At 71.2% G+C, this 18,755-nt stretch carries 13 protein-coding genes; 7 read left to right on the plus strand and 6 right to left on the minus strand.

What is annotated here, in order from left to right; translation table 11 throughout:
• Positions 1 to 51: 51 nt before the first annotated feature.
• Entirely contained in the window at positions 52 to 2,163 is a 2,112-nt protein-coding gene (locus FKR81_RS24830) for a putative bifunctional diguanylate cyclase/phosphodiesterase (protein WP_146354904.1), read from the plus strand.
• A 45-nt stretch (positions 2,164 to 2,208) separates the two neighbouring features.
• Here FKR81_RS24830 and FKR81_RS24835 read toward each other — a convergent pair whose 3' ends face one another.
• Positions 2,209 to 3,165 (minus strand): chitinase, encoded by a 957-nt coding sequence (locus tag FKR81_RS24835; protein ID WP_146354906.1) that lies wholly within the window; start codon positions 3,163 to 3,165, stop codon positions 2,209 to 2,211.
• 175 nt (positions 3,166 to 3,340) lie between these two features.
• Here FKR81_RS24835 and FKR81_RS24840 point away from each other — a divergent pair, with 175 nt between their 5' ends.
• The gene (locus FKR81_RS24840; RefSeq protein ID WP_146354908.1) at positions 3,341 to 6,484 is read left to right on the plus strand and encodes an ATP-dependent helicase; all 3,144 of its coding nucleotides are present in this window, start codon (positions 3,341 to 3,343) and stop codon (positions 6,482 to 6,484) included.
• Positions 6,485 to 6,572: 88 nt separating this feature from the next.
• Positions 6,573 to 9,968: an ATP-dependent helicase gene (locus FKR81_RS24845; RefSeq protein WP_146354910.1), complete on the plus strand. Its 3,396-nt coding sequence runs from the start codon at positions 6,573 to 6,575 to the stop codon at positions 9,966 to 9,968.
• Here FKR81_RS24845 and FKR81_RS24850 read toward each other — a convergent pair.
• Both FKR81_RS24850 and FKR81_RS24855 read right to left on the minus strand, forming a co-directional pair.
• Complete coding sequence (locus tag FKR81_RS24850; protein WP_186763156.1) at positions 9,958 to 10,485, minus strand: hypothetical protein; 528 nt, start codon at positions 10,483 to 10,485, stop codon at positions 9,958 to 9,960. The genes FKR81_RS24845 and FKR81_RS24850 overlap by 11 nt on opposite strands.
• Positions 10,486 to 10,540: 55 nt before the next feature.
• Positions 10,541 to 10,918 (minus strand): DoxX family protein, encoded by a 378-nt coding sequence (locus tag FKR81_RS24855; RefSeq protein WP_146354914.1) that lies wholly within the window; start codon positions 10,916 to 10,918, stop codon positions 10,541 to 10,543.
• A 62-nt stretch (positions 10,919 to 10,980) separates the two neighbouring features.
• Between FKR81_RS24855 and FKR81_RS24860 the strand changes: the two genes are divergently transcribed.
• From FKR81_RS24860 to FKR81_RS24870, 3 genes are read left to right on the plus strand one after another with little or no spacing between them, the layout of a single operon-like run.
• Entirely contained in the window at positions 10,981 to 12,390 is a 1,410-nt protein-coding gene (locus FKR81_RS24860; protein ID WP_146354916.1) for a M20/M25/M40 family metallo-hydrolase, read from the plus strand.
• On the plus strand, positions 12,387 to 13,430 hold the full coding sequence (locus FKR81_RS24865; RefSeq protein WP_146354918.1) for a potassium channel family protein: 1,044 nt from the start codon (positions 12,387 to 12,389) through the stop codon (positions 13,428 to 13,430). The genes FKR81_RS24860 and FKR81_RS24865 overlap by 4 nt, the downstream gene beginning before the upstream one ends.
• A gap of 5 nt (positions 13,431 to 13,435) precedes the next feature.
• Complete coding sequence (locus FKR81_RS24870; RefSeq protein WP_146354920.1) at positions 13,436 to 14,416, plus strand: leucine-rich repeat domain-containing protein; 981 nt, start codon at positions 13,436 to 13,438, stop codon at positions 14,414 to 14,416.
• 2 nt (positions 14,417 to 14,418) lie between these two features.
• Here the strand turns inward: FKR81_RS24870 and FKR81_RS24875 are convergent, their stop codons facing one another.
• The gene (locus tag FKR81_RS24875) at positions 14,419 to 14,901 is read right to left on the minus strand and encodes a MarR family winged helix-turn-helix transcriptional regulator (RefSeq protein ID WP_222598390.1); all 483 of its coding nucleotides are present in this window, start codon (positions 14,899 to 14,901) and stop codon (positions 14,419 to 14,421) included.
• Between the two features lie 65 nt (positions 14,902 to 14,966).
• Between FKR81_RS24875 and FKR81_RS24880 the strand changes: the two genes are divergently transcribed.
• The gene (locus tag FKR81_RS24880; protein WP_222598391.1) at positions 14,967 to 16,205 is read left to right on the plus strand and encodes an amidohydrolase family protein; all 1,239 of its coding nucleotides are present in this window, start codon (positions 14,967 to 14,969) and stop codon (positions 16,203 to 16,205) included.
• Positions 16,206 to 16,591: 386 nt separating this feature from the next.
• Here the strand turns inward: FKR81_RS24880 and FKR81_RS24885 are convergent, their stop codons facing one another.
• Together FKR81_RS24885 and FKR81_RS24890 are read right to left on the minus strand one after the other, a co-directional pair.
• A complete protein-coding gene (locus FKR81_RS24885; protein WP_146354922.1) occupies positions 16,592 to 17,905 on the minus strand; it encodes a sensor histidine kinase in 1,314 nt (437 codons plus the stop codon).
• Positions 17,902 to 18,582 (minus strand): response regulator transcription factor, encoded by a 681-nt coding sequence (locus FKR81_RS24890; protein WP_146355051.1) that lies wholly within the window; start codon positions 18,580 to 18,582, stop codon positions 17,902 to 17,904. The genes FKR81_RS24885 and FKR81_RS24890 overlap by 4 nt, the downstream gene beginning before the upstream one ends.
• Positions 18,583 to 18,755 lie beyond the last annotated feature (173 nt).

The following is an 18,755-nucleotide window of genomic DNA, read 5'->3' on the forward strand; positions in this document are numbered from 1 at the left end:
GGGTAGGTAAACTGCCGAACAATCTCCACATCCCCTAGCAGGGCAACGGGAATGCCGAACCCAAGCCGAAGACCGGAATTCACGCCGCGCCCAGACCTCGTCCGCGCGCGGGTCGCGCTCGCGCGCAAGTGGACCTACCTGCTCATCGGCGTCGTCGTCGTTCCGCTGAGCAGGGAAGAGCTCGACCGCGAGCTGCGCGACCAGCTCGACCTGCTGTGCGACGCGCTCCACGCCGAACCGTTCGACCTGCGCCTGCTCGAGCAGGTGGGTGAACGGCTGGTCGCGCTCGGGTACGTCGGGCACGCCGGTCTGCGCTGCACCGCGGAGGTGCTCGGCAAGGGATTGCTCGCATTACCGGAATTCCAGCCGACCGATCGGTACGCCGAGCGGATCGTACTCGGAATCGGTGCGATGGCATGCGGTTTCGCCGACGCGAATTCCCGATCCATATTCGAGCAGCAGCAGAGCATGCAGATGTCGCTGCTGAAGGCCGTGCGCGACGCGAACTGGAGCCTCAAGCAGAGCGAGGCGCGCTTCGACGAGGTCGCGACGTCGTCCACCAGCGGCATCATGATCGTCGACCTCAACGGGCGGCTGGTCAGGGCGAACGACGCCCTTGGCGACATACTCGGGTACGGCGCCGACGAGCTGGCCGGCATCGCGCTGCTCGACCTCGCCGCACCGGACTCGGCCGAGTTCCTGCGCGACGCCATGGCCGTGCTGCTCGACGGCGGCAAGGACCGGGTCCGGCAGTCGCAGCGGATGCTGCGCAAGGACGGCGACGTCGCGCGGCTCACGCTGACCGCGTCGCTGCTGCGCGGTGAGGACGACGGGACGGGCCACTTCGTCGTGGTCGTGGAGGACGGCACGGAACTGGCCCTGTTGCAGGGCGAGCTCAACCGGCAGGCGCTGCACGACGTGCTCACCGGGCTGCCGAACCGGCAGTTCTTCAGCACCCAGCTGGAGACCGCGGTGCGGCGCGCCGACCCCGAGCACGGCGTCACGGTGTTCCACCTCGACATCGACGCGTTCGGCATGGTGTGCAACAGCCTCGGCGGACGGGTCGGCGAGCGGTTGCTCCAGCACGTCGCGCAGCGGCTGAAGTCCGTGCTGTCGCACGAGAAGGCCATGATCGCCCGGTTCGACGGCGACGAGTTCGGCATCCTGCTGGAGAACTCGGCCACCACGCCGGGCATCGCGACCATCATGAAGAACATCAACGAGGACCTCGCCGAACCGACCTATGTGGACGGTCACGGCCTCGCGGTCTCGGTGAGCGCCGGCATCGTGGATCGGCCGGGTCCCGGACTCGAGCCCGCGGAGCTGTTGCGCGCGGCCGACCTGACGTTGCGGCGCGCCAAGGTGGCCAGGCGCGGCCAGTGGGAGCAGTTCCACCACGCCCAGGACGCGGAGGACCGGCGCGACCACGCGCTGGCCGTCGTCATGCCGGGAGCGTGGGAGCACGGCGAGATCGGCGTGCGGTACCGGCCGATCGCGCACATCGAGACCGGCTCGCTGACGGGCGTCGAGGCGTCGCTGCGCTGGGACCGGCCCGGCATCGCGCCGCTGAACCACGACCGGTGCGCGGCGCTGGCCGAGGAGACCGGCCTGATCCTGCCGCTCGGTGAGTGGCTGCTGCGCATCGTGAGCGGCCAGGCGGTGTGGTGGCGGCAGCGCGAGCAGTTCGACCGGCTGCTGGCCCTGCGGCTCACCCAGCACCAGTCGACCGACGCGGACCTGGTGTCACGCGTGGTCGGTGTGCTGGAGGAGACCGGGCTGAAGGCCGAGCACCTGATGATCAGCATGCCGGTCGGCGTGCTGCCGATCGCCGACGCGGCCGACAACCTGACGGTGCTCGCGGACATGGGCGTCTACACGGTGCTCGACGACTTCGGGCTCGGCCCGCTGGACCTGCGGGCGGTCACGGACCTGCCGGTGAAGTCGGTGCGCGTGGCGCGCGGGCTGGTGGAGTCGCAGGCCCCGTACGTCACCGGGCTGATGCCGCTGGTGCGGGAGTCGGGCGTGACGATCGCGGTCGACGGGATCGACAGCGCGGAGCAGGCCGAGTGGTGGCGTGCCGCGGGTGCGGACTTCGCGACCGGTGACTTCTACGGCACGGCGAGCACGCCCGGTGAGTTCGTGGAGAAGCTGGAACCCCGGTGACCGGACGGGGTCGGGGTCATCGTCCGGCCACCGGAGGAGTTGTGATCAGCCCGTGAACTTGGTCAGGGCCTTGGTGAACTCGTAAGAGGCCTGCGGGATGCCGCTGCAGTCGCTGCCCGAACCGCTGCAGCCGCCGCGGTCCCGGTTCACGGCCCAGAACGACACGCGGGCGAGGTGCTTGGTGTTCGCCCAGCCGACGATGTCGCGGAAGTTCTGCGGCGTCACCGTCTCGTTGGTGTCGGTCTTGCCGTTCATCGAGGACAGGCCGCTGCGCCGGTACGCGGCGTCGTCGGTCAGCCCGAACGTCGACTTCACGTGGTTCTTGAGGCCGTCCACCGCGCTCTTGGTGTACGCGAACATGTCGCCGCCGTTGCCGAAGTCGAACGGCATGACCGCCCACACGTCGATCGGCGTGCCGAGTTCCTTGGCGCGCGTCACGAGCCGCTTGCCCCAGGTGTTGGGGCCGGTGCGCTCGGTCGGCATGGTGATGACCGTCCGCACGCCGGGGTTGTTCGTCTTGATGATCTTCAGGGCGCCGAGCACGCGGTCCTGCGTCGTCGCGTTCTCGAACTCCTGGGCCTCGATGTCGATGTCGATGGCCTTGAGCTGGTAGGCGTTGATCACCTTCTGGTACGCGCCCGCGAGAGCCGCGGGTGACGAGCAGAACTGGCCGAGCTTCTTGCCGGACCAGCCGCCGAACGACGGCACGATGTCGCCGCCCGCCGCGCGGATGTTCTTGATCAGGGTCGCGTCGGCGCCGGTGAGCGACCGGCTGCCGTCCCACGCCGGGTTGCAGCCGCCGTCGGACAGGATGAACGCGAGGGTGAAGGCCTTGATCCCGGTCTGGTTCATCACGGTCACGCCGTTCGGCTTGTTGCCCCACTGGTACAGGTAGGGGGCCGCCAGGACGGGGTTGACCGCGGCTTGGGCGGGTGCTGGCGTGACGGTCGCGACACATGCCGCCGCGACCACACCGACGAGGAACCGCCGCACGGGCTTCATCAGTCCTCCATGACTCGAATCGTCCAGGGCGGCGGCGCTGGCGGTGAGAGGGCTCACACTCCACTAAAAGTGGACTAGACCACTACCAACTGTCAAGAAGGTAGTCGAAAGACGCATGTGGTGGCGCGCGGCGGGCGTCACGGAACATGTCAGGGGTGCGTGGTGGAATCCATGCATGCGCCAGGCCCCCCTCCTCGTACGCCGGACGCCGGAACCCCGGCCCCGGCCCGAGTGGGACGCCGCTGGCAGGGCGGTGTTCGACCACGCAGGCGGCCCGTTGCGGGTGCTGGGCGGGCCGGGGACGGGCAAGTCGACGCTGCTCGCCGAGCTGGCCGCGCACCAGGTGCTCGAGCACGGGGCGGACCCGGAGAGCGTGCTGGTGCTGACCGCGAACCGGCGCGCGTCGGTCGAGATGCGAGCGCACATCACCCGGCTGCTCACCGGCAAGATGCGCACGATCCGCGAGCCGCTGGTGCGCACGGTGCACTCGTACGCGTTCGCGGTCCTGCGCAACCAGGCCGTGCTGCGCGAGGAGCCGTCGCCGCGGCTGCTGTCCGGTCCCGAGCAGGACGCGATGGTCCGCGACCTGCTGGCGGGCAACGTCGAGGACGGCGCGCTGGACTGGCCCGAGCGGCTGCGGCCCGCCCTGGAGCTGCCCGGCTTCGCGGCGGAGGTGCGCGACCTGCTGCTGCGCGCGTCCGAACGCGGGCTGGGGCCGGAGGACCTGATCGCGCTGGGCCGCAGGCACGGCAGGGACGAGTGGATCGCCGCCGGCCTGTTCGGCAGGCAGTACGAGGAGATCACCCTGCTGGCAGGCCGGTACGACCTGTCGCCGTCGCTGGACGCGGCCGAGCTCGTCAGCAGCGCCCTGCTCGCGTTCGACACCGACGACGAGCTGCTGGCGCACGAGCAGGTGCGGGTGCGGCACCTGTACGTCGACGACGCGCAGCACCTCGACCCGCAGCAGTTCCAGCTGATCCGCAGGCTGGGTGGCGCGGCGGAGCGGTTCGTCGTGACCGGCGACCCGGACCAGGCGGTGTTCTCGTTCCGCGGCGCGGATCCCTCGCTGCTGCAGGACTTCGAGGCGACGACGGTGGTGCTGTCGCAGGGGTACCGGATGCCGCCCGAGGTGCGGGACGCGGTGGCGCGGCTCGCCGGGCGGTTGCCCGGTGCGTCGCCCGCCCGGCACGTGGTGCCCTGCGACGGCACCGGTGTGGTGCAGGTGCGGCTGCTCGCGTCGGCCGCGCAGGAGGCGAGCTGGGTGGCGGACCAGCTGCGGCGCGCGCATCTCGTGGACGAGGTGCCGTGGTCGCAGATGGCGGTGCTCGTGCGGTCGACGTCGCGGGAACTGCCCGTGCTGCAACGGGCTCTGCTCGCCGCCGGCGTGCCGGTCGCGGTGCCGTCGGACGAGCTGCCGCTGGCGCAGCAGCCCGCGGTGCGTCCGCTGCTGGCGTTGCTGCGCGCCGCGGCCGTGCCGGGCAGCCTCGACGAGGACTCGGCGGCGATGCTGCTGTCGTCCGCGCTGGGTGGCGCGGACCCGTTGGCGCTGCGGCGGTTGCGGCGCGGGCTGCGGCGGCTGGAGATGGCCGCGGGCGGTGACCGGTCGAGTGGGCAGCTGATCGTCGACGTGATCGAGGAGGGCGACCGGCTGGCCGCTCTCGAGGACGTGGAGTCGTTGCCCGCGCGGCGGATCGCGGCGCTGCTGAAGGTCGCGCGCGAGACGATCGCCAAGGGCCGCACGGTCGAGCAGGTGCTGTGGGAGCTGTGGACGGCCAGCGGGCTGCAGGACCGCTGGGTGAACCAGTCGGGGCGGCGCGGCACGACCGGCATGCAGGCCGACCGCGACCTCGACGCGATCGTCGGGCTGTTCGAATCGGCCGCGAAGTACGTCGACCGGCTGCCCGGCTCGGGTGTCGCCGGGTTCGCGGACTACCTCGCGGCGCAGCAGTTCGTGGGCGACAGCCTGGCCGCGTCGGCACCCGTCGGCGAGGCCGTCGCGGTGCTGACGGCGCACGCGGCCGCCGGTCGCGAGTGGACGGTCGTCGCGGTGCCCGGTGTGCAGGAGGGCAGCTGGCCGGACCTGCGGCTGCGCGGCACGCTGCTCGGCGTCGAGCGGATGGTCGACGTGCTGGCCGGGCTGGATCCGGCCACGTTCGTCTCGGCGACGGCGCCGCTGCTGGCCGAGGAGCGCAGGCTGCTGCTCGTGGCCGCATCGCGTGCCCGCCGCACGTTGCTGGTGAGCGCGGTGCGCGGTGAGGACGAGCAGCCGTCGCGGTTCCTCGACGAGCTGGACGGCGCGTCGACAGAGGAGGAGGAACGCCCGCTGCACCGCCCCGAACGCGGCCTGGTGCTGGCCGAGCTGGTGGGCGAGCTGCGCCGGGTGGTGTGCTCCGACGACGAGTCGGCTGATCGCCGGGGACGTGCGGCCACCCAGCTGGCCCGGCTCGCCGAGGCCGGCGTGCCGGGCGCGCACCCGGACTCCTGGTACGGCCTCGCGGACGTGACGACCGCCGACCCGCTGTGGACGGAGGAACAGCGGGTCAGCGTGTCGCCGTCGACGATCGAGGTGATCACGAAGTGCCCGCTGCGCTGGGTCGTCGAACGGCACGGCGGCCAGGACCCGGCCGAGCTGGCGTCGGTCACCGGCACCCTGGTGCACGCGCTGGCCCAGGCCGCGGCCTCCGGCGCGGACGCGGTGGCGCTGCGGGAGAAGCTCGACGAGGCGTGGGCCGCAGTCGACGCGGGCGCCCCCTGGTTCTCCCGGCGCGAGCGCATCCGCGTCGAACGCATGCTGGACACGTTCCTGACCTGGCTGACGTCCAGCCGCGGCCAGCTGACCCAGATCGCGGTCGAGGAGGACATGTCGGTCGAGGTGCCCAAGCGCGACGGCGGACCGTGGCTCGTGGTCCGAGGCCGCGTCGACCGCCTCGAGTCCGACGCCGACGGCCGGCCGGTGGTGGTGGACATCAAGACCGGCAAGAACCCGGTGTCCAAGGACCAGGGCCAGGAGCACCCGCAGCTCGCCGTCTACCAGCTGGCGACCTCGCTGGGCGGGTTCACGCACATCGGCCTCGGCACCGAGCCCGGTGGCGCGCGGCTGCTGTACGTCGCGCGGGAGGACAAGAAGACCGGCGCCGTCGAACGCGCGCAGGCGCCGCTCGACGAGCAGGGCGTCACCGCGTGGCTGGAGGTCGTGCAGGACGCCGCCGAGTCCGTCGTCGGGCCCGAGTACACGGCACGGGAGAACGCCGACTGCGACCGCTGCCCCGCGCGCACCAGCTGCCCGATCCACCCGTCGGGCAGGCAGGTGAGCGAGTAGTGCGGCTGGTGTGTTGGATGAGGGGAGCTTTCATCGAGCTCAGGTTGATGAAAGCTCCCCTCATCAACGACGACACCGAGGACGCCAGGTGACTGTCAGCCCGTTCGAGGTCGCCGACGCGCTCGGGCTGAACAAACCGACGCCCGAGCAGGCGGCGGTGATCGCGGCGCCCACGTCGCCCGCGCTCGTCGTGGCCGGTGCGGGGGCGGGCAAGACGGAGACCATGGCCGCGCGCGTGGTGTGGCTGGTGGCGAACGGGATCGTCACGCCGGACCGGGTGCTGGGCCTGACGTTCACGCGCAAGGCGGCGCGGCAGCTCGCGGAGCGGGTGCGGGCGCGGCTGCGCAGGCTGGCCGGGTCGGGGCTGCTCGACGAGCTGGATCCGAGTGGCGAGCGGCGGATGGCCGTGCTGACCGGTGAGCCGACGGTGCTGACCTACCACGCCTACGCGGGCAGGCTGGTGAGCGAGCACGGGCTGCGGCTGCCGGTCGAGCCCGGTGTGCGGCTGCTGACCGAGACCGCGTCGTGGCAGCTGGCGCACCGCGTGGTCGCGACGTGGTCGCGCGACCTGGACACGGACAAGGTGCCCGCGACGATCACCGGGTACCTGCTGGCGCTGGCCGGTGAGCTGGGGGAGCACCTGGTCGAGCCGGAAGCGTTGCGGGACAACGCCGAGAAGCTGTGCTCGTTGATCGAGAACGCCCCTAAAGCCAAAGGACAGCGTGATGCCCTGCCGGAGAAGCTGAAGGTCGTCATCGGCGCGCAGCGGATGCGGGTCGCGCTGCTGCCGTTGCTGGAGGCCTACCAGCAGCGGAAACGGCGTGAGGCGGCGATGGACTTCGCCGACCAGATGAGCCTCGCGGCCCTGCTCGCGGACTCCCACCGCGAGGTCGTGCAGGGCGAGCGCGACCGGTACGGCACGGTGCTGCTCGACGAGTACCAGGACACCGGGCACGCGCAGCGCGTGCTGCTGCGATCCCTGTTCGGGCAGGGGCAGTCGCATAAGAGCGGGCACATGCCGGTCACGGCCGTCGGCGACCCGGCGCAGGCCATCTACGGCTGGCGCGGCGCGAGCGCGGCGAACCTGCCGCGGTTCGCGGACGACTTCCCGCCTACCAACAAGTTCGGGCTGCTCACCAGCTTCCGCAACCCGCCGGAGGTGCTGACGCTCGCGAACGCGGTGTCGAAACCGTTGCGGGACATGGGACTCGACGTCGAGGAGCTCAAAGCCAGAGAAGGCGCGGGGCCGGGCGACGTGCGGCTCGCGCTGCACACGGACATCCGCGCCGAGCTGGACTGGATGGCGGACACCGTTGCGGCGCAGTGGGAAGCGCACCTCGACGAGCACAACGTGCCGCCCACGGCCGCGGTGCTGGTGCGGCGCCGCAGCGACATGGCGGCGATCGCGGCGGCGCTGCGGGAACGCGGGCTGCCGGTCGAGGTCGTCGGGCTCGGCGGGTTGCTCGACGAACCCGAGGTGCGCGACTTGACCAGCGCGCTCAGGGTGCTCGTCGACCCGCTGGCGGGCACGGCAGCCGCGCGGTTGCTCACCGGGTCGCGCTGGCGGGTGGCGGCGCGAGACTTGGCCGCGCTGTGGCAACGGGCGCGCGAGCTGGCCATCTCGCCGAGCCGTCAGTCCGTTGTGGACGATCCGCTGCTGGTGATCGCGGACGCGCTGCCCGGTGAGCACGCCGAGCAGGCCGGGCTGGCCGACGCGCTGGACAACCCCGGCTCGCCGGACGCGTACTCGCCGGACGGCTACCGGCGCATCCGCAGGCTCGGCGGCGAGCTGTCCCGGTTGCGCGAGCGGCTGGTCCAGCCGCTGCCCGAGCTGGTCGCGGACGTCGAACGCACGTTGCTGCTGGACATCGAGGCCATGGCGCGGCCGGGCAGCGTGGGGCGGGCGCACCTCGACGCGTTCGCGGACGTCGTCGCGGACTACGCGCAGTCCAGCCCGAGTGCGACGCTGCAGTCGCTGCTGGACTACCTCTACACCGCCGAGCACGCCGAGGACGGTCTCGAACCGGGCGAGGTCGAGGTCGCCGAAGATCGGGTGCAGGTGCTGACAGTGCACTCCGCGAAGGGGCTGGAGTGGCACATCGTCGCGCTCCCGCACCTGGTCAAGGACGTGTTCCCCGGCCGGAAGAAGTCGTCGAGCTGGCTGCGCAACGTCACCGAGCTGCCCGCCGAGCTGCGCGGTGACACCCAGGACCTGCCGGTGCTGCGGGCGTTCGCGGGCATGAACCGCAAGGAGATCGACGAGGCGCTCACCCGGCACGAGGAGGAGTTCGACGAGCGCAGGCTGGTCGAGGAGCGCCGCTTGCTCTACGTCGGCGTCACGCGCGCCGAGCACAGCCTGCTGATGTCCGGGCACTGGTGGGCCGAGGCGGGGGAGCGGCCGAAGGGGCCGTCCCCGTTCCTCACCGAGATCCACGAGGTCATGACCGGCGACGACTCGCCGGGTGACGTGGTCGTCTGGGCGGACCAGCCGGACGAGGAGGAGCCCAACCCGCTCGCCGCCGAGGTGAAGGCCGCGCAGTGGCCGAACGACCCGCTCGGGCGCAGGCGGGACGCGGTCGTCGAGGGCGCGGAGATGGTGCTCGCCGAGCTGAACGCGATCCGCGACGCGGCTGTCCGGGCGCAGACCCCCGGCCTGCGGGCGCCCGACCAGATCGAGCTGCTGCTGCCGATCGAGGAGCTCGAGCCGCCGCCGGACGACTTCGAGCCGCCACCCGACGACGAGCCCTTCTTCGACGAGGAACCGCCGCCTGAGCCGGAGTTCGAGGACGTGGAGGAGGACGAGGAAGCGGACCCGGAGGGCTGGGCGCAGGACGTCGAGGTGCTGCTCGCGGAACGGGCGGCCGCGGCGAGCAGGCGCGAGGAGGTGCTGCTCCCGGAGAACCTCTCGGTGAGCCAGCTCGTCGAGCTCGCGAAGGACCCGGACCTGCTGGCCCGCAGGCTGCGCCGCCCGCTGCCGTTCCCGCCGAACCCGATGGCCAGACGCGGAACGGCGTTCCACACGTGGCTGGAGAACCGGTTCGGCGCGACCCGGCTGCTCGACATCGACGAGCTGCCCGGCGCGGGCGACGAGGACGCGTCGCCGGACGCGGACCTGGAGCGGCTGAAGGAGGCGTTCCTCGGCAGCGCGTGGGCGGACCGCGCGCCGCACGACGTCGAGGTGCCCTTCGAGGCGGAGTTCGAGGGCATCTCGGTGCGCGGGCGGATGGACGCGGTGTTCCGCGACGAAGACGGCGGCTGGACCGTCGTCGACTGGAAGACCGGCGCGGTGCCGGAGGAAGAGCAGCTACCGGCGTTGTCCGTGCAGCTCGCGGCGTACCGGCTGGCCTGGGCGGCGCTGGTCGACGCGCCGCTGCCGAGCGTGCGTGCGGCGTTCCACTACGTGCGGCACGACCACACGCTGCGGCCCTCGGACCTGCTCGACGAGGACGGCATCAAGGCGTTGATCCGGAGTGTCAGCTCTTGACCGGGGCGTGCGCTTCCTTGAGGACCCGTTCGTAGAGGACCTCGAGCAGCCAGCGGCCGAAGAGCGACGGGCCGAACTCCGACGAGCGGTCCTCGGGCGGCACCATCAGGTCCGCGCCCGCCTCGTCGACGGTCACCACGCCGATGCCGTAGTAGTCCAGCTCGATGAACGGCCACGCCTGCGACTCCTCGGTGCGCGGCAGCACGACGGCGCACGGCGCGAGGGTCATGAGCGTGCCGCACGACTGCAGCGCGCGGTCCACGGTGGACTCACCGACGAGCACGCCGACCAGTTCCACGGCGGCCACGGGCAGGCGGTCGTGCGCGGACGGCTCGAACCACGAGCGGAACCACGAGGGATCCGCCCGAGGCGGCCAGCCGTTCGCTGTTCGCCATTCGTGCACGTCGGACTGAACGCGTACAACCGCGGACACCTGCTGACCGAGCACGGCCACGTCGGGAACGACGATGCCGTGCCAGTCGAGCGCCGCCGCGGCGCGCTGAAGGAGCGGTTGCACAGGGAGCATCCTATTTTCCTAACAGGACCAAAGACAGCGTTTTCCGGACCGGTTCTCAGCCGGAGCGACGCACTTTCAGCGCCCACGCCACCAGGGGTATCTGCAGTGGTAGCCGTGCGTATGCGATGGCCTTGGCCTTGGGTGACTTGGTGCGGAAATCCAGAGCCATTTTCACGTTTGCTGGAAATACCGCGACGAAGAAACCGGCCGTCAGCAAGCCGCCGAGGCGACGGGTCGTCGGGGCGGCGACGGCTGCGGCGAGAGCCAGTTCGACCGCCCCGGACACGTAGGTCCAGGTGCGAGCGCTACCCGGCAGCGAGGCCGGGACGATCCTGTCGTACTGCTTCGGCCGCGTGAAGTGGGTGACTCCGGCGAGACCGAGCAGGGCGGCCAGCGCGAACGCCGACCGCGCAGGGGAACGGTTCGGTTCCATGCGGTGACACTGTCATACCTACGCCGCGTAGGCGAGAGAGGGCTGGCCTATTGTGCTCGCCCGTGGCAGGTGATTCTCGTCATCCCGAGCGCGCCGCTGTGACGGCGCTCGCGGACGGCTTCCTCGCCGGGCTGCGCGAGTGGCTGACCATCCCGTCCATCGGCACCGATCCGGCGCACCACGCTGACGTGGGCAGATCCGCGTCCTGGCTGGCAGCGGCGCTGCGCGCGGACGGCTGGCCGCAGGTGGAGGTGTGGGATGCCGGCCCCGCGCTGCCCGCGGTGTACGCGTGCTGGCCGTCGGCGGACCCGGACGCGCCGACCGTGCTCGTCTACGGGCACCACGACGTGCAGCCGGTCGACCCGCTCGAGCTGTGGCAGCACCCGCCGTTCTCGCCGGTGCTCGTCGGTGAGGAGCTGTTCGGGCGCGGTGCCAGCGACGACAAGGGGCAGGTCGCGATGCACCTGCTGGCCGTGCGCGCCCACCTCGCGGCGACCGGCCAGGCGGCGCCGTCGGTGACCCTGAAGCTCTTCGTCGAGGGCGAGGAGGAGTCCGGCTCGCCGCACATCCGCCGGCTGCTCGACGACCACCGCACCGACCTCGCGTGCGACCTGGTGGTGTTCACCGACACGCCGCTCCACGAACGCGACGCGCCGACCGTGTGCACCGGTCAGCGGGGTGTCGTCGGCGCCGAGGTGACCTTCACCGGAGGCAGCTCCGACGTGCACTCCGGGCGTGCCGGTGGCGGCGTGCCGAACCCGGTGACCGCGCTGGCCCGCCTGGTCGGCGCGTTGCACGACGACAACGGCCGGGTCCAGCTGCCCGGTTTCTACGACGGCGTGCTCGAGCCGTCCGAGCAGGAGCGGGCGGACTGGGCTTCGCTGCCGTTCGACGAGACCGCGTGGCTCGCGCACAACGCCGGCGGCGCGCAGGTGGCGTCCGGCGAGGCGGGCTGGTCGACGCTGGAACGCGTGTGGGTGCGGCCGACGGCCGAGGTCAACGGCATCGTCGGCGGGTACACCGGGCCAGGGCTGAAGACGATCGTGCCGTCGCGCGCGTCGGTGAAGCTGTCGTTCCGCCTCGTGCCCGGTCAGCGGCCGGAGGTCGTGATCGACCAGCTGCGGTCGTTCGTGCTCGCGCACACGCCCGCCGGTGTGCACGCCGAGGTGGAGGTGCGCGGTGAGGGCGTGCCGCCGTACGCGGCGGACGTGACGCACCCGGCGAACACCGCGCTGCGCGAGGCGTTCGAGGCCGCCTTCGACCAGCCCGTGCGGTTCAGCCGCACCGGCGGATCCGGGCCCGCGGCGCTGTTGCACGCGTGGCTCGGCGTGCCGGTGGTCTACCTCGGTGCGACGTTGCCGGATGATCGCATCCACGCGCCGAACGAACGCGTGGTCGTGCCGCTGCTGCTGAAGGGTGCCGAGGCGGCGGCCGTGTTGTGGCGGATCCTGCCCGAGAGGTTGGTTCGATGAGGTTGACCGATCAGCCGACGCACTCGCTCGTCGGCGTGATCAAGATGCCGGACAAGGTCGAGAGCCCGACCCGAGCCATCGTGAAGCGCGTCATCGGCGCACTCGCCGCGTTGCTGCTGGCGGTGTTCATCGTCTACCTCGACCGCGACGGCTACCGGGACGTCAACGGGGACGGCGTCTCGCTGCTCGACTCGTTCTACTACGCCACGGTGTCGCTCTCGACCACCGGATACGGCGACATCACGCCCGCCAGCTCGACCGCGCGGCTGGTGAACGTCCTGGTGATCACGCCGTTGCGCGTGCTGTTCCTGATCGTGCTGGTCGGCACGACACTCGAGGTGCTCACCGAGCGCTCCCGCCAGGCGATGCGCATTCAGAAGTGGAGGAGAGTCGTGCGTGACCACGTCGTCGTCGTCGGATACGGCACCAAGGGCCGTTCGGCGGTTGCCGCGTTGCTGGGCGACGGCGTCGAGCCCGGCTCGATCGTCGTCGTCGACACCGTGCAGGAGTCGCTGGACGCCGCGTCCGCGATCGGGCTGGTCACCGTGCACGGGTCCGGTACCCGCAACGACGTGCTGCGCGTCGCGGGCGCGGCACGGGCGCGTGCGATCGTCGTCGCCCCGAACCGCGACGACACGGCGGTGCTGGTGACGCTGACCGCCCGCGAGCTCGCTCCCAAGGCGCAGATCGTCGCGTCCGTGCGGGAGCGGGAGAACGAGCACCTGCTGCGCCAGTCCGGCGCCGACTCGGTCGTCGTGTCGTCCGAGACGGCGGGCCGCCTGCTCGGCATGGCGACCGCGACCCCCTCCGTCGTCGACATGGTCGAGGACCTGCTCACCCCGGACGCCGGCCTGGCGATCGCCGAACGCGACGTCGAGCCGGGCGAGATCGGCGGCTCGCCGCGCCACCTGGCGGACATCGTGCTCGGCGTCGTGCGCGACGGTCAGCTGTACCGGGTCGACGCTCCCGAGGCGGATGCGATCGAGCACGGCGACCGGCTGCTCTACGTCAAGAAGGTCACGCCACCGGCGGGTGACTGAGCACCGTGGTCAGCTGGATCCTGGAGGACGGTGAGCCACTTCCGTCCGCCGACGAACGCCACGGCATCGTCGAACTGAAGGTCTCCGAGTACGCCGAGATCGAGTGGGCGGAGCTGTCCGGGTTGCCCGCGCTGGAGCGCCTGACGCTCAACGGATGGGGCATCCACGACCTGGACTTCCTGCCGGTCCTGCCGCGCCTGCGGCGGCTCACCATCGACCCCTGCCCGGACCTGGAGGACGTCTCCGCGCTCCTGCGCCAGCCGTCGTTGACGCACCTCGAGCTGTGCAGCGGGGCTCGCACCGATCTCGACCGGCTGAACGTGGAGACGTTGGCGCGCCTGACCGGGCTGCGTTCGCTGGGGTTCTCCCGGGACGGACTGCCGGACCTGTCGTTCGTCGCCGGGATGACCGTGCTGGAACGGCTCGACCTCTTCAGCGTGGTGTTGCGGGACCTGGGCCCGCTGGCCGGCTGCGCGGCGCTGCGGAAGCTGAACCTGGACGGCTGCGACGAGCTCGCAGGCGTCGAGCCGCTGGCCGGCCTGCCGGACCTGGGTGAGCTGTGGCTCAGCGGCCCGGTCACCGCGGACCTGGCGCCGCTGGCCGGTACGCCGCTGGAGCGGTTGGTCATCCAGCACCGCCGGGTCAAGGACCTGCCTGTCGACCTGGAGTCGATCGCCCGGATCCCCGGCCTGGAGACCCTGGAGATCCTCTCGGCCGACCTCGTCGGCCTGGACGGGCTCGCCGGCTCATCGGTGCGCGTGCTCCGCCTGGGCCGCTGTCTCCGGCTGACCGACCTGTCGGCGGTCGGCACGCTGCCGAACCTGGAGTCGCTGCGCATCGCCGAGGCTCAGGCACTGGAGCGGGTCGACCTCGGCTCGCCGCGGCCCGCTCTGCGTGAGGTCAGGTTCTCGGACTGCCGCGCGTTGACCGGCATCGATGACCTGCGGCTGGCGCACCCCGGCATCGGCATCGCCCGCTCGCGGTGAGGTCACAGGTGGCCGAACACGGCTTTGAGCGCCTTCGTGGCCGCTTCGAGCTCCTTCTCTGGGATCTTGTTCAGCACCTCGTCGTGCGCTTTTCCGTTGGCGATGGCGGCTTTCTCGGCCAGCGCCTTGCCCTCGTCGGTGAGGCGCACCAGCGTGCTGCGCCCGTCGCTCGGATCCGGCTCCCTGGCGACGAGGTGCCGCGCTTCGAGCCGGTTCACGACGTTGCTCGTGCCGCCGGTGGACAACAGCAGCTCGTTGCTGAGCTCGTTCGCCTTGAGCCGGTAGGGCGCGCCGCTGCGCCGCAACGCCAGCAGCACGTCGAACTCGGCTCCGGTGAGCTCGAATCCGGGCAGCGTCCGGTTGGTCGCCACGACCAGCGCGCCCGCGATCATCATGACCCTCTTGCCGAGCTCCGAGGTCGGTCCGAGCGCCTCCGGTAGTTCGGTGCGCCACTGGTCGAGGAGCTGATCCACTCGGTCCGTCACAGGTCAGAGGCTATTGCACGACGTGATAGCTTTTGAGAAAGCTTTCTTCTGAGGGGAATCTGGCTGTGGATCTTCTGTTGCGCGGTGGGCTGGTCATCGACACCGAGCCCTCGCCCGTCGCCATGTCAGGTGTGGACGTGCTGGTGTCCGACGGGCGGATCGCGGCCGTGGGGCCGGGGCTGGTCTCGGAGTCGGCCACGGTGATCGACTGCACCGGGCGGATCGTGCTGCCCGGTTTCGTCGACACGCATCGGCACCTGTGGCAGACCGTGCTGCGGTCCGTCGCCTCCGACGTGTCGCTGGGGCAGTACATCGACGTGGTGCTGCGGTCCGCCGGGCCTCGGGTGCGGCCGGAGGACGTGCACGCCGGGACGTTCGCGGGGGCGTTGGAGTGCCTGGACTCCGGGATCACGACCGTGCAGGACTACGCGTACTCGCCGACCTTCGCGCACGCGTCCGCGTCGGTGTCCGCTCTGCAGGCCTCGGGGATCCGGGCTCTGTTCGGGTACGGGCAGCCCGTGTTCGGTCCCGCTTCGGCTGCGTCGGACGTGGCGCGGGCCGCCGAGCTGGCCGACTCGTTGGTGTCCACGGCCTTGGCGCCGATGGGGCCCTCGTTCGCGGAGATGGACGAGGTCGTCCGGACGTGGGAGCTGGCTCGGGGGCTGGGGATGCGGGTCGTCGTGCACGTCGGCAACGGGCCGACCGCGGGTGCGCCCATCTCGGCCTTGAAGGCGGCCGGGCTGCTCTCGTCGGCGATCACGTTCGTGCACGGCAACTCGTTGGAGGACGCGGAGTTGTCGTTGATCGCGTCGGCCGGTGCTGGGGTGTCCATCGCGCCCGCTGTCGAGGCGCGGATGGGGCACGGTGGGCCGGTGGTCGGGCGGTTGCGGCGGTTGGGTGTGACCACCGGGCTCGGGGTTGATGTCGTGTCCGCTGTCGCCGGTGACATGTTCTCGTTGATGCGGGCCACGTTGATGTCGGCTTCATTTGGGGACGTGCACGTGACGCCTGCGGACGTTTTGCGGATGGCGACCGTCGAGGGGGCGGCCGCGATCGGCATGGACGACCGGATCGGGTCGTTGCGGGTGGGGAAGCAGGCTGATCTGGTGGTGTTGCGGGCCAATGACGTCAACCTCGTCGGTGGGGTGGCGCACGACCCGGTCAACGCCGTGGTGACGGCTGCGCATCCGGGGAACGTGGAGCTCGTCATGGTGGGTGGGCGGGTGGTGAAGCGCGATGGCCGCCTGCTGACGGCGGGTGATCCTGACGCTGTTCTTGCTTCAGCCGCGCACCTGGTGGCGTGAGGCCGTAGTTCAGCTGGGGAGCAGCTTTGGGCTTTGGTGGTGGGGTGGGGAGGGTCTCGCTGATCACCAGAGGCAAGGCTTCGCCTGATCAGCGAGCCCCACCCCACCCCAGACCACCAGGAAAGTGTTTTATGATCATTCGGCCGCCGGTTTTGGCTCGGGGGCCGCGCCCGGTTGGCAGTGCGGGGGTTGGGAATGCGGCGGGCGCTCTTTTCTTTTGGCACCTGCCGGTTTGGCCGGTGCTCCCTTGGTACCTGCCGGTTGGGGCGGCGCTCTCTTGGTATCTGCCGGTTTCGCTGCGGACAACTGCGGCACCGTGGACAACTCGCGATCAACCGGGTCAGCGGGTCGGCTGATCGGTCTGCCTGACTGGTGGGCTGGCCGGTTCAGCCAGTCCGGTCCGGCGGGATGTCCGCCCGGTTGAGCCGGATCGGCCGGGTGGGCTCGTCGTGCGGCCGGAACACCGCGCGGAACACCGCGCCAGAGGGAGAGGGTTCGCAGCTGAGGTTCCCGCCGTGCGCCCGCACCACCCCGCGCGCGATGGCTAGCCCCAACCCGGACCCACCAGAGCGCCGGTCCCGCGAGTCGTCCAGCCGCACCAGCCGGTCGAAGATCCGCTCCCGCTCGGAGTCCGGCACGCCGGGCCCGTTGTCGGACACCGTGAACCCGGCCCAGTCGACGAGGATCCGCACTCTCCCGCCAGGCCCGGTGGCCTGCCGGGCGTTGTCGGCCAGGTTGGCCATCACCTGGGCCAGCCGCTGGCCGTCGCCGGTGATCACGAGCGGTGTGCCGGAGGCCTCGATGTCGAAGTCCGGTGCCAGCAGGCGGGTGCGCGTCACCTCGGACTCGGCCAGTGCCAGCAGGTCGACCTGTTCGCGTTGCATCTCGAGGCCGGCGTCGAGTTGGGCGAGTGCTAGCAGGTCGTCTACGAGCCTGCCCGCGCGGCGAGCCTCGCGGACCAGCAGCAGGCTCATCTGGTCGCGGTCGGGTGCGTCCGGTGAGGCCTGCACCAGTGCTTCCGCTACGGCCTGCACGCCGGTGATCGGGGTGCGGAGCTCGTGGGCCGCGTCGGCGACGAAGCGGCGGGTGCGTTGTTCGGAGCCCTCGAGTGAGTCGAGCATGCCGTCGAACGCGACCGCGACCCTGCCCAGCTCGGTCTTCGGTGACGACGGGTTCAGCCTGCCGCCGCGGTGGCCGCCCGCAATGGCCTGGGCGAGCGACGTCATCGCGTCGAGCGGGGCGAGTGCCCTGCGCACCACCCAGATGAGCACCACGCCGGTCACCGTGATCGCGCCCAGGCCCACGAGGAACAGCAGCCTGCGCAGTCGTTGCTGCTGCTGCGACATCACCTCGACCTCGGCGTAGAACGTGATCTTCGTGCCGTCCGGGTAGGACCAGGTGAGCTGCTTCGACGTCTCGCTGTCCGGGCCGCTGCCGAACGTGCGACCGTCCGGCGTCACCAGGTCGACGCGCACGCCGCCGCGTTCCAGCGACCGCGCGACCGCGGGACCGGGGCCTCGGCGCTGGATGACCTGGCCCGCCTGCACGGCGCGCTGCCGCAGCGCGATGTCCGTGTCGCGGCTCGTCTGCGCGGCGAACAGGACGTCGACCAGCACCACGAGCGTGACCAGCACGACGACCAGCACCAGCAGCACGCCCGCCGCCACCCTGCGGCGCAGTGAGACTGTCTTGAGCGTCATTCCTCGGCTCGCAGCACGTAGCCGAGTCCGCGGACGGTGTGCAGCAGGCGAGGGCCGTGCTCCTCCAGCTTGCGGCGCACCGCGCTCACGTGGACCTCGACCAGGTTCGGGTCGTAGTCCTCATAACCCCACACGGCGGTGAGTATCTGCGTCTTCGACACGACCCGCCCGCGCTGCGCGGCCAGGTAGCACAGCAGCCGCAGCTCGGTCGCGGTCAGCTCGATCGACGACGACCCGCGCAGCACCACGCCCGAGTCCGCGTCGACCACCAGGTCGTCGATCTGCACCGTGGACGGCGTGCGGCCCAGCCTGCGCAGCACGGCCGTCACGCGTGCGACCAGCTCGGCCAGCACGAACGGTTTGCCGACGTAGTCGTCCGCGCCGCTCTCCAGCCCGCGCAGCCGGTCGGTCACCCCGTCGCGCGCGGTCAGCATCACGATGCCCGCGCCGCTCGACTTGCGGATCACCTCGAGCAGCCGGAACCCGTCGCGGCCGGGCAGCATCACGTCGAGAACCACCAGGTCGGGGCGGAACTTGGTGAGGTCCGTCTCCAGTTGGCGACCGTCCAGCCGGTGCTGCACCTCGTACCCGACGGCACGCAGCGCGGAGCACACCGCGGCGCCGATCGCCTCGGCGTCCTCGATCACCAACACCCTGGCAGTCGACACGGAGACCATTCTGCGCACCAGTCGACCTCCGGGCTAACGGGCTTCAGCTCACGTTCAGGCGATACAACCAGTCGGTCGCAACCGGCGAGTCGCAGGGGGTGGTCTGCCCCCACACGCAGTCGTAGACCTTCAGGATCCGTTCAGCACAGTTTTCAGCCTCCGTTCAGTCGAACGACGGACGC

Origin of the sequence: Lentzea tibetensis, assembly GCF_007845675.1 — a bacterium.
Classification (GTDB): domain Bacteria; phylum Actinomycetota; class Actinomycetes; order Mycobacteriales; family Pseudonocardiaceae; genus Lentzea; species Lentzea tibetensis.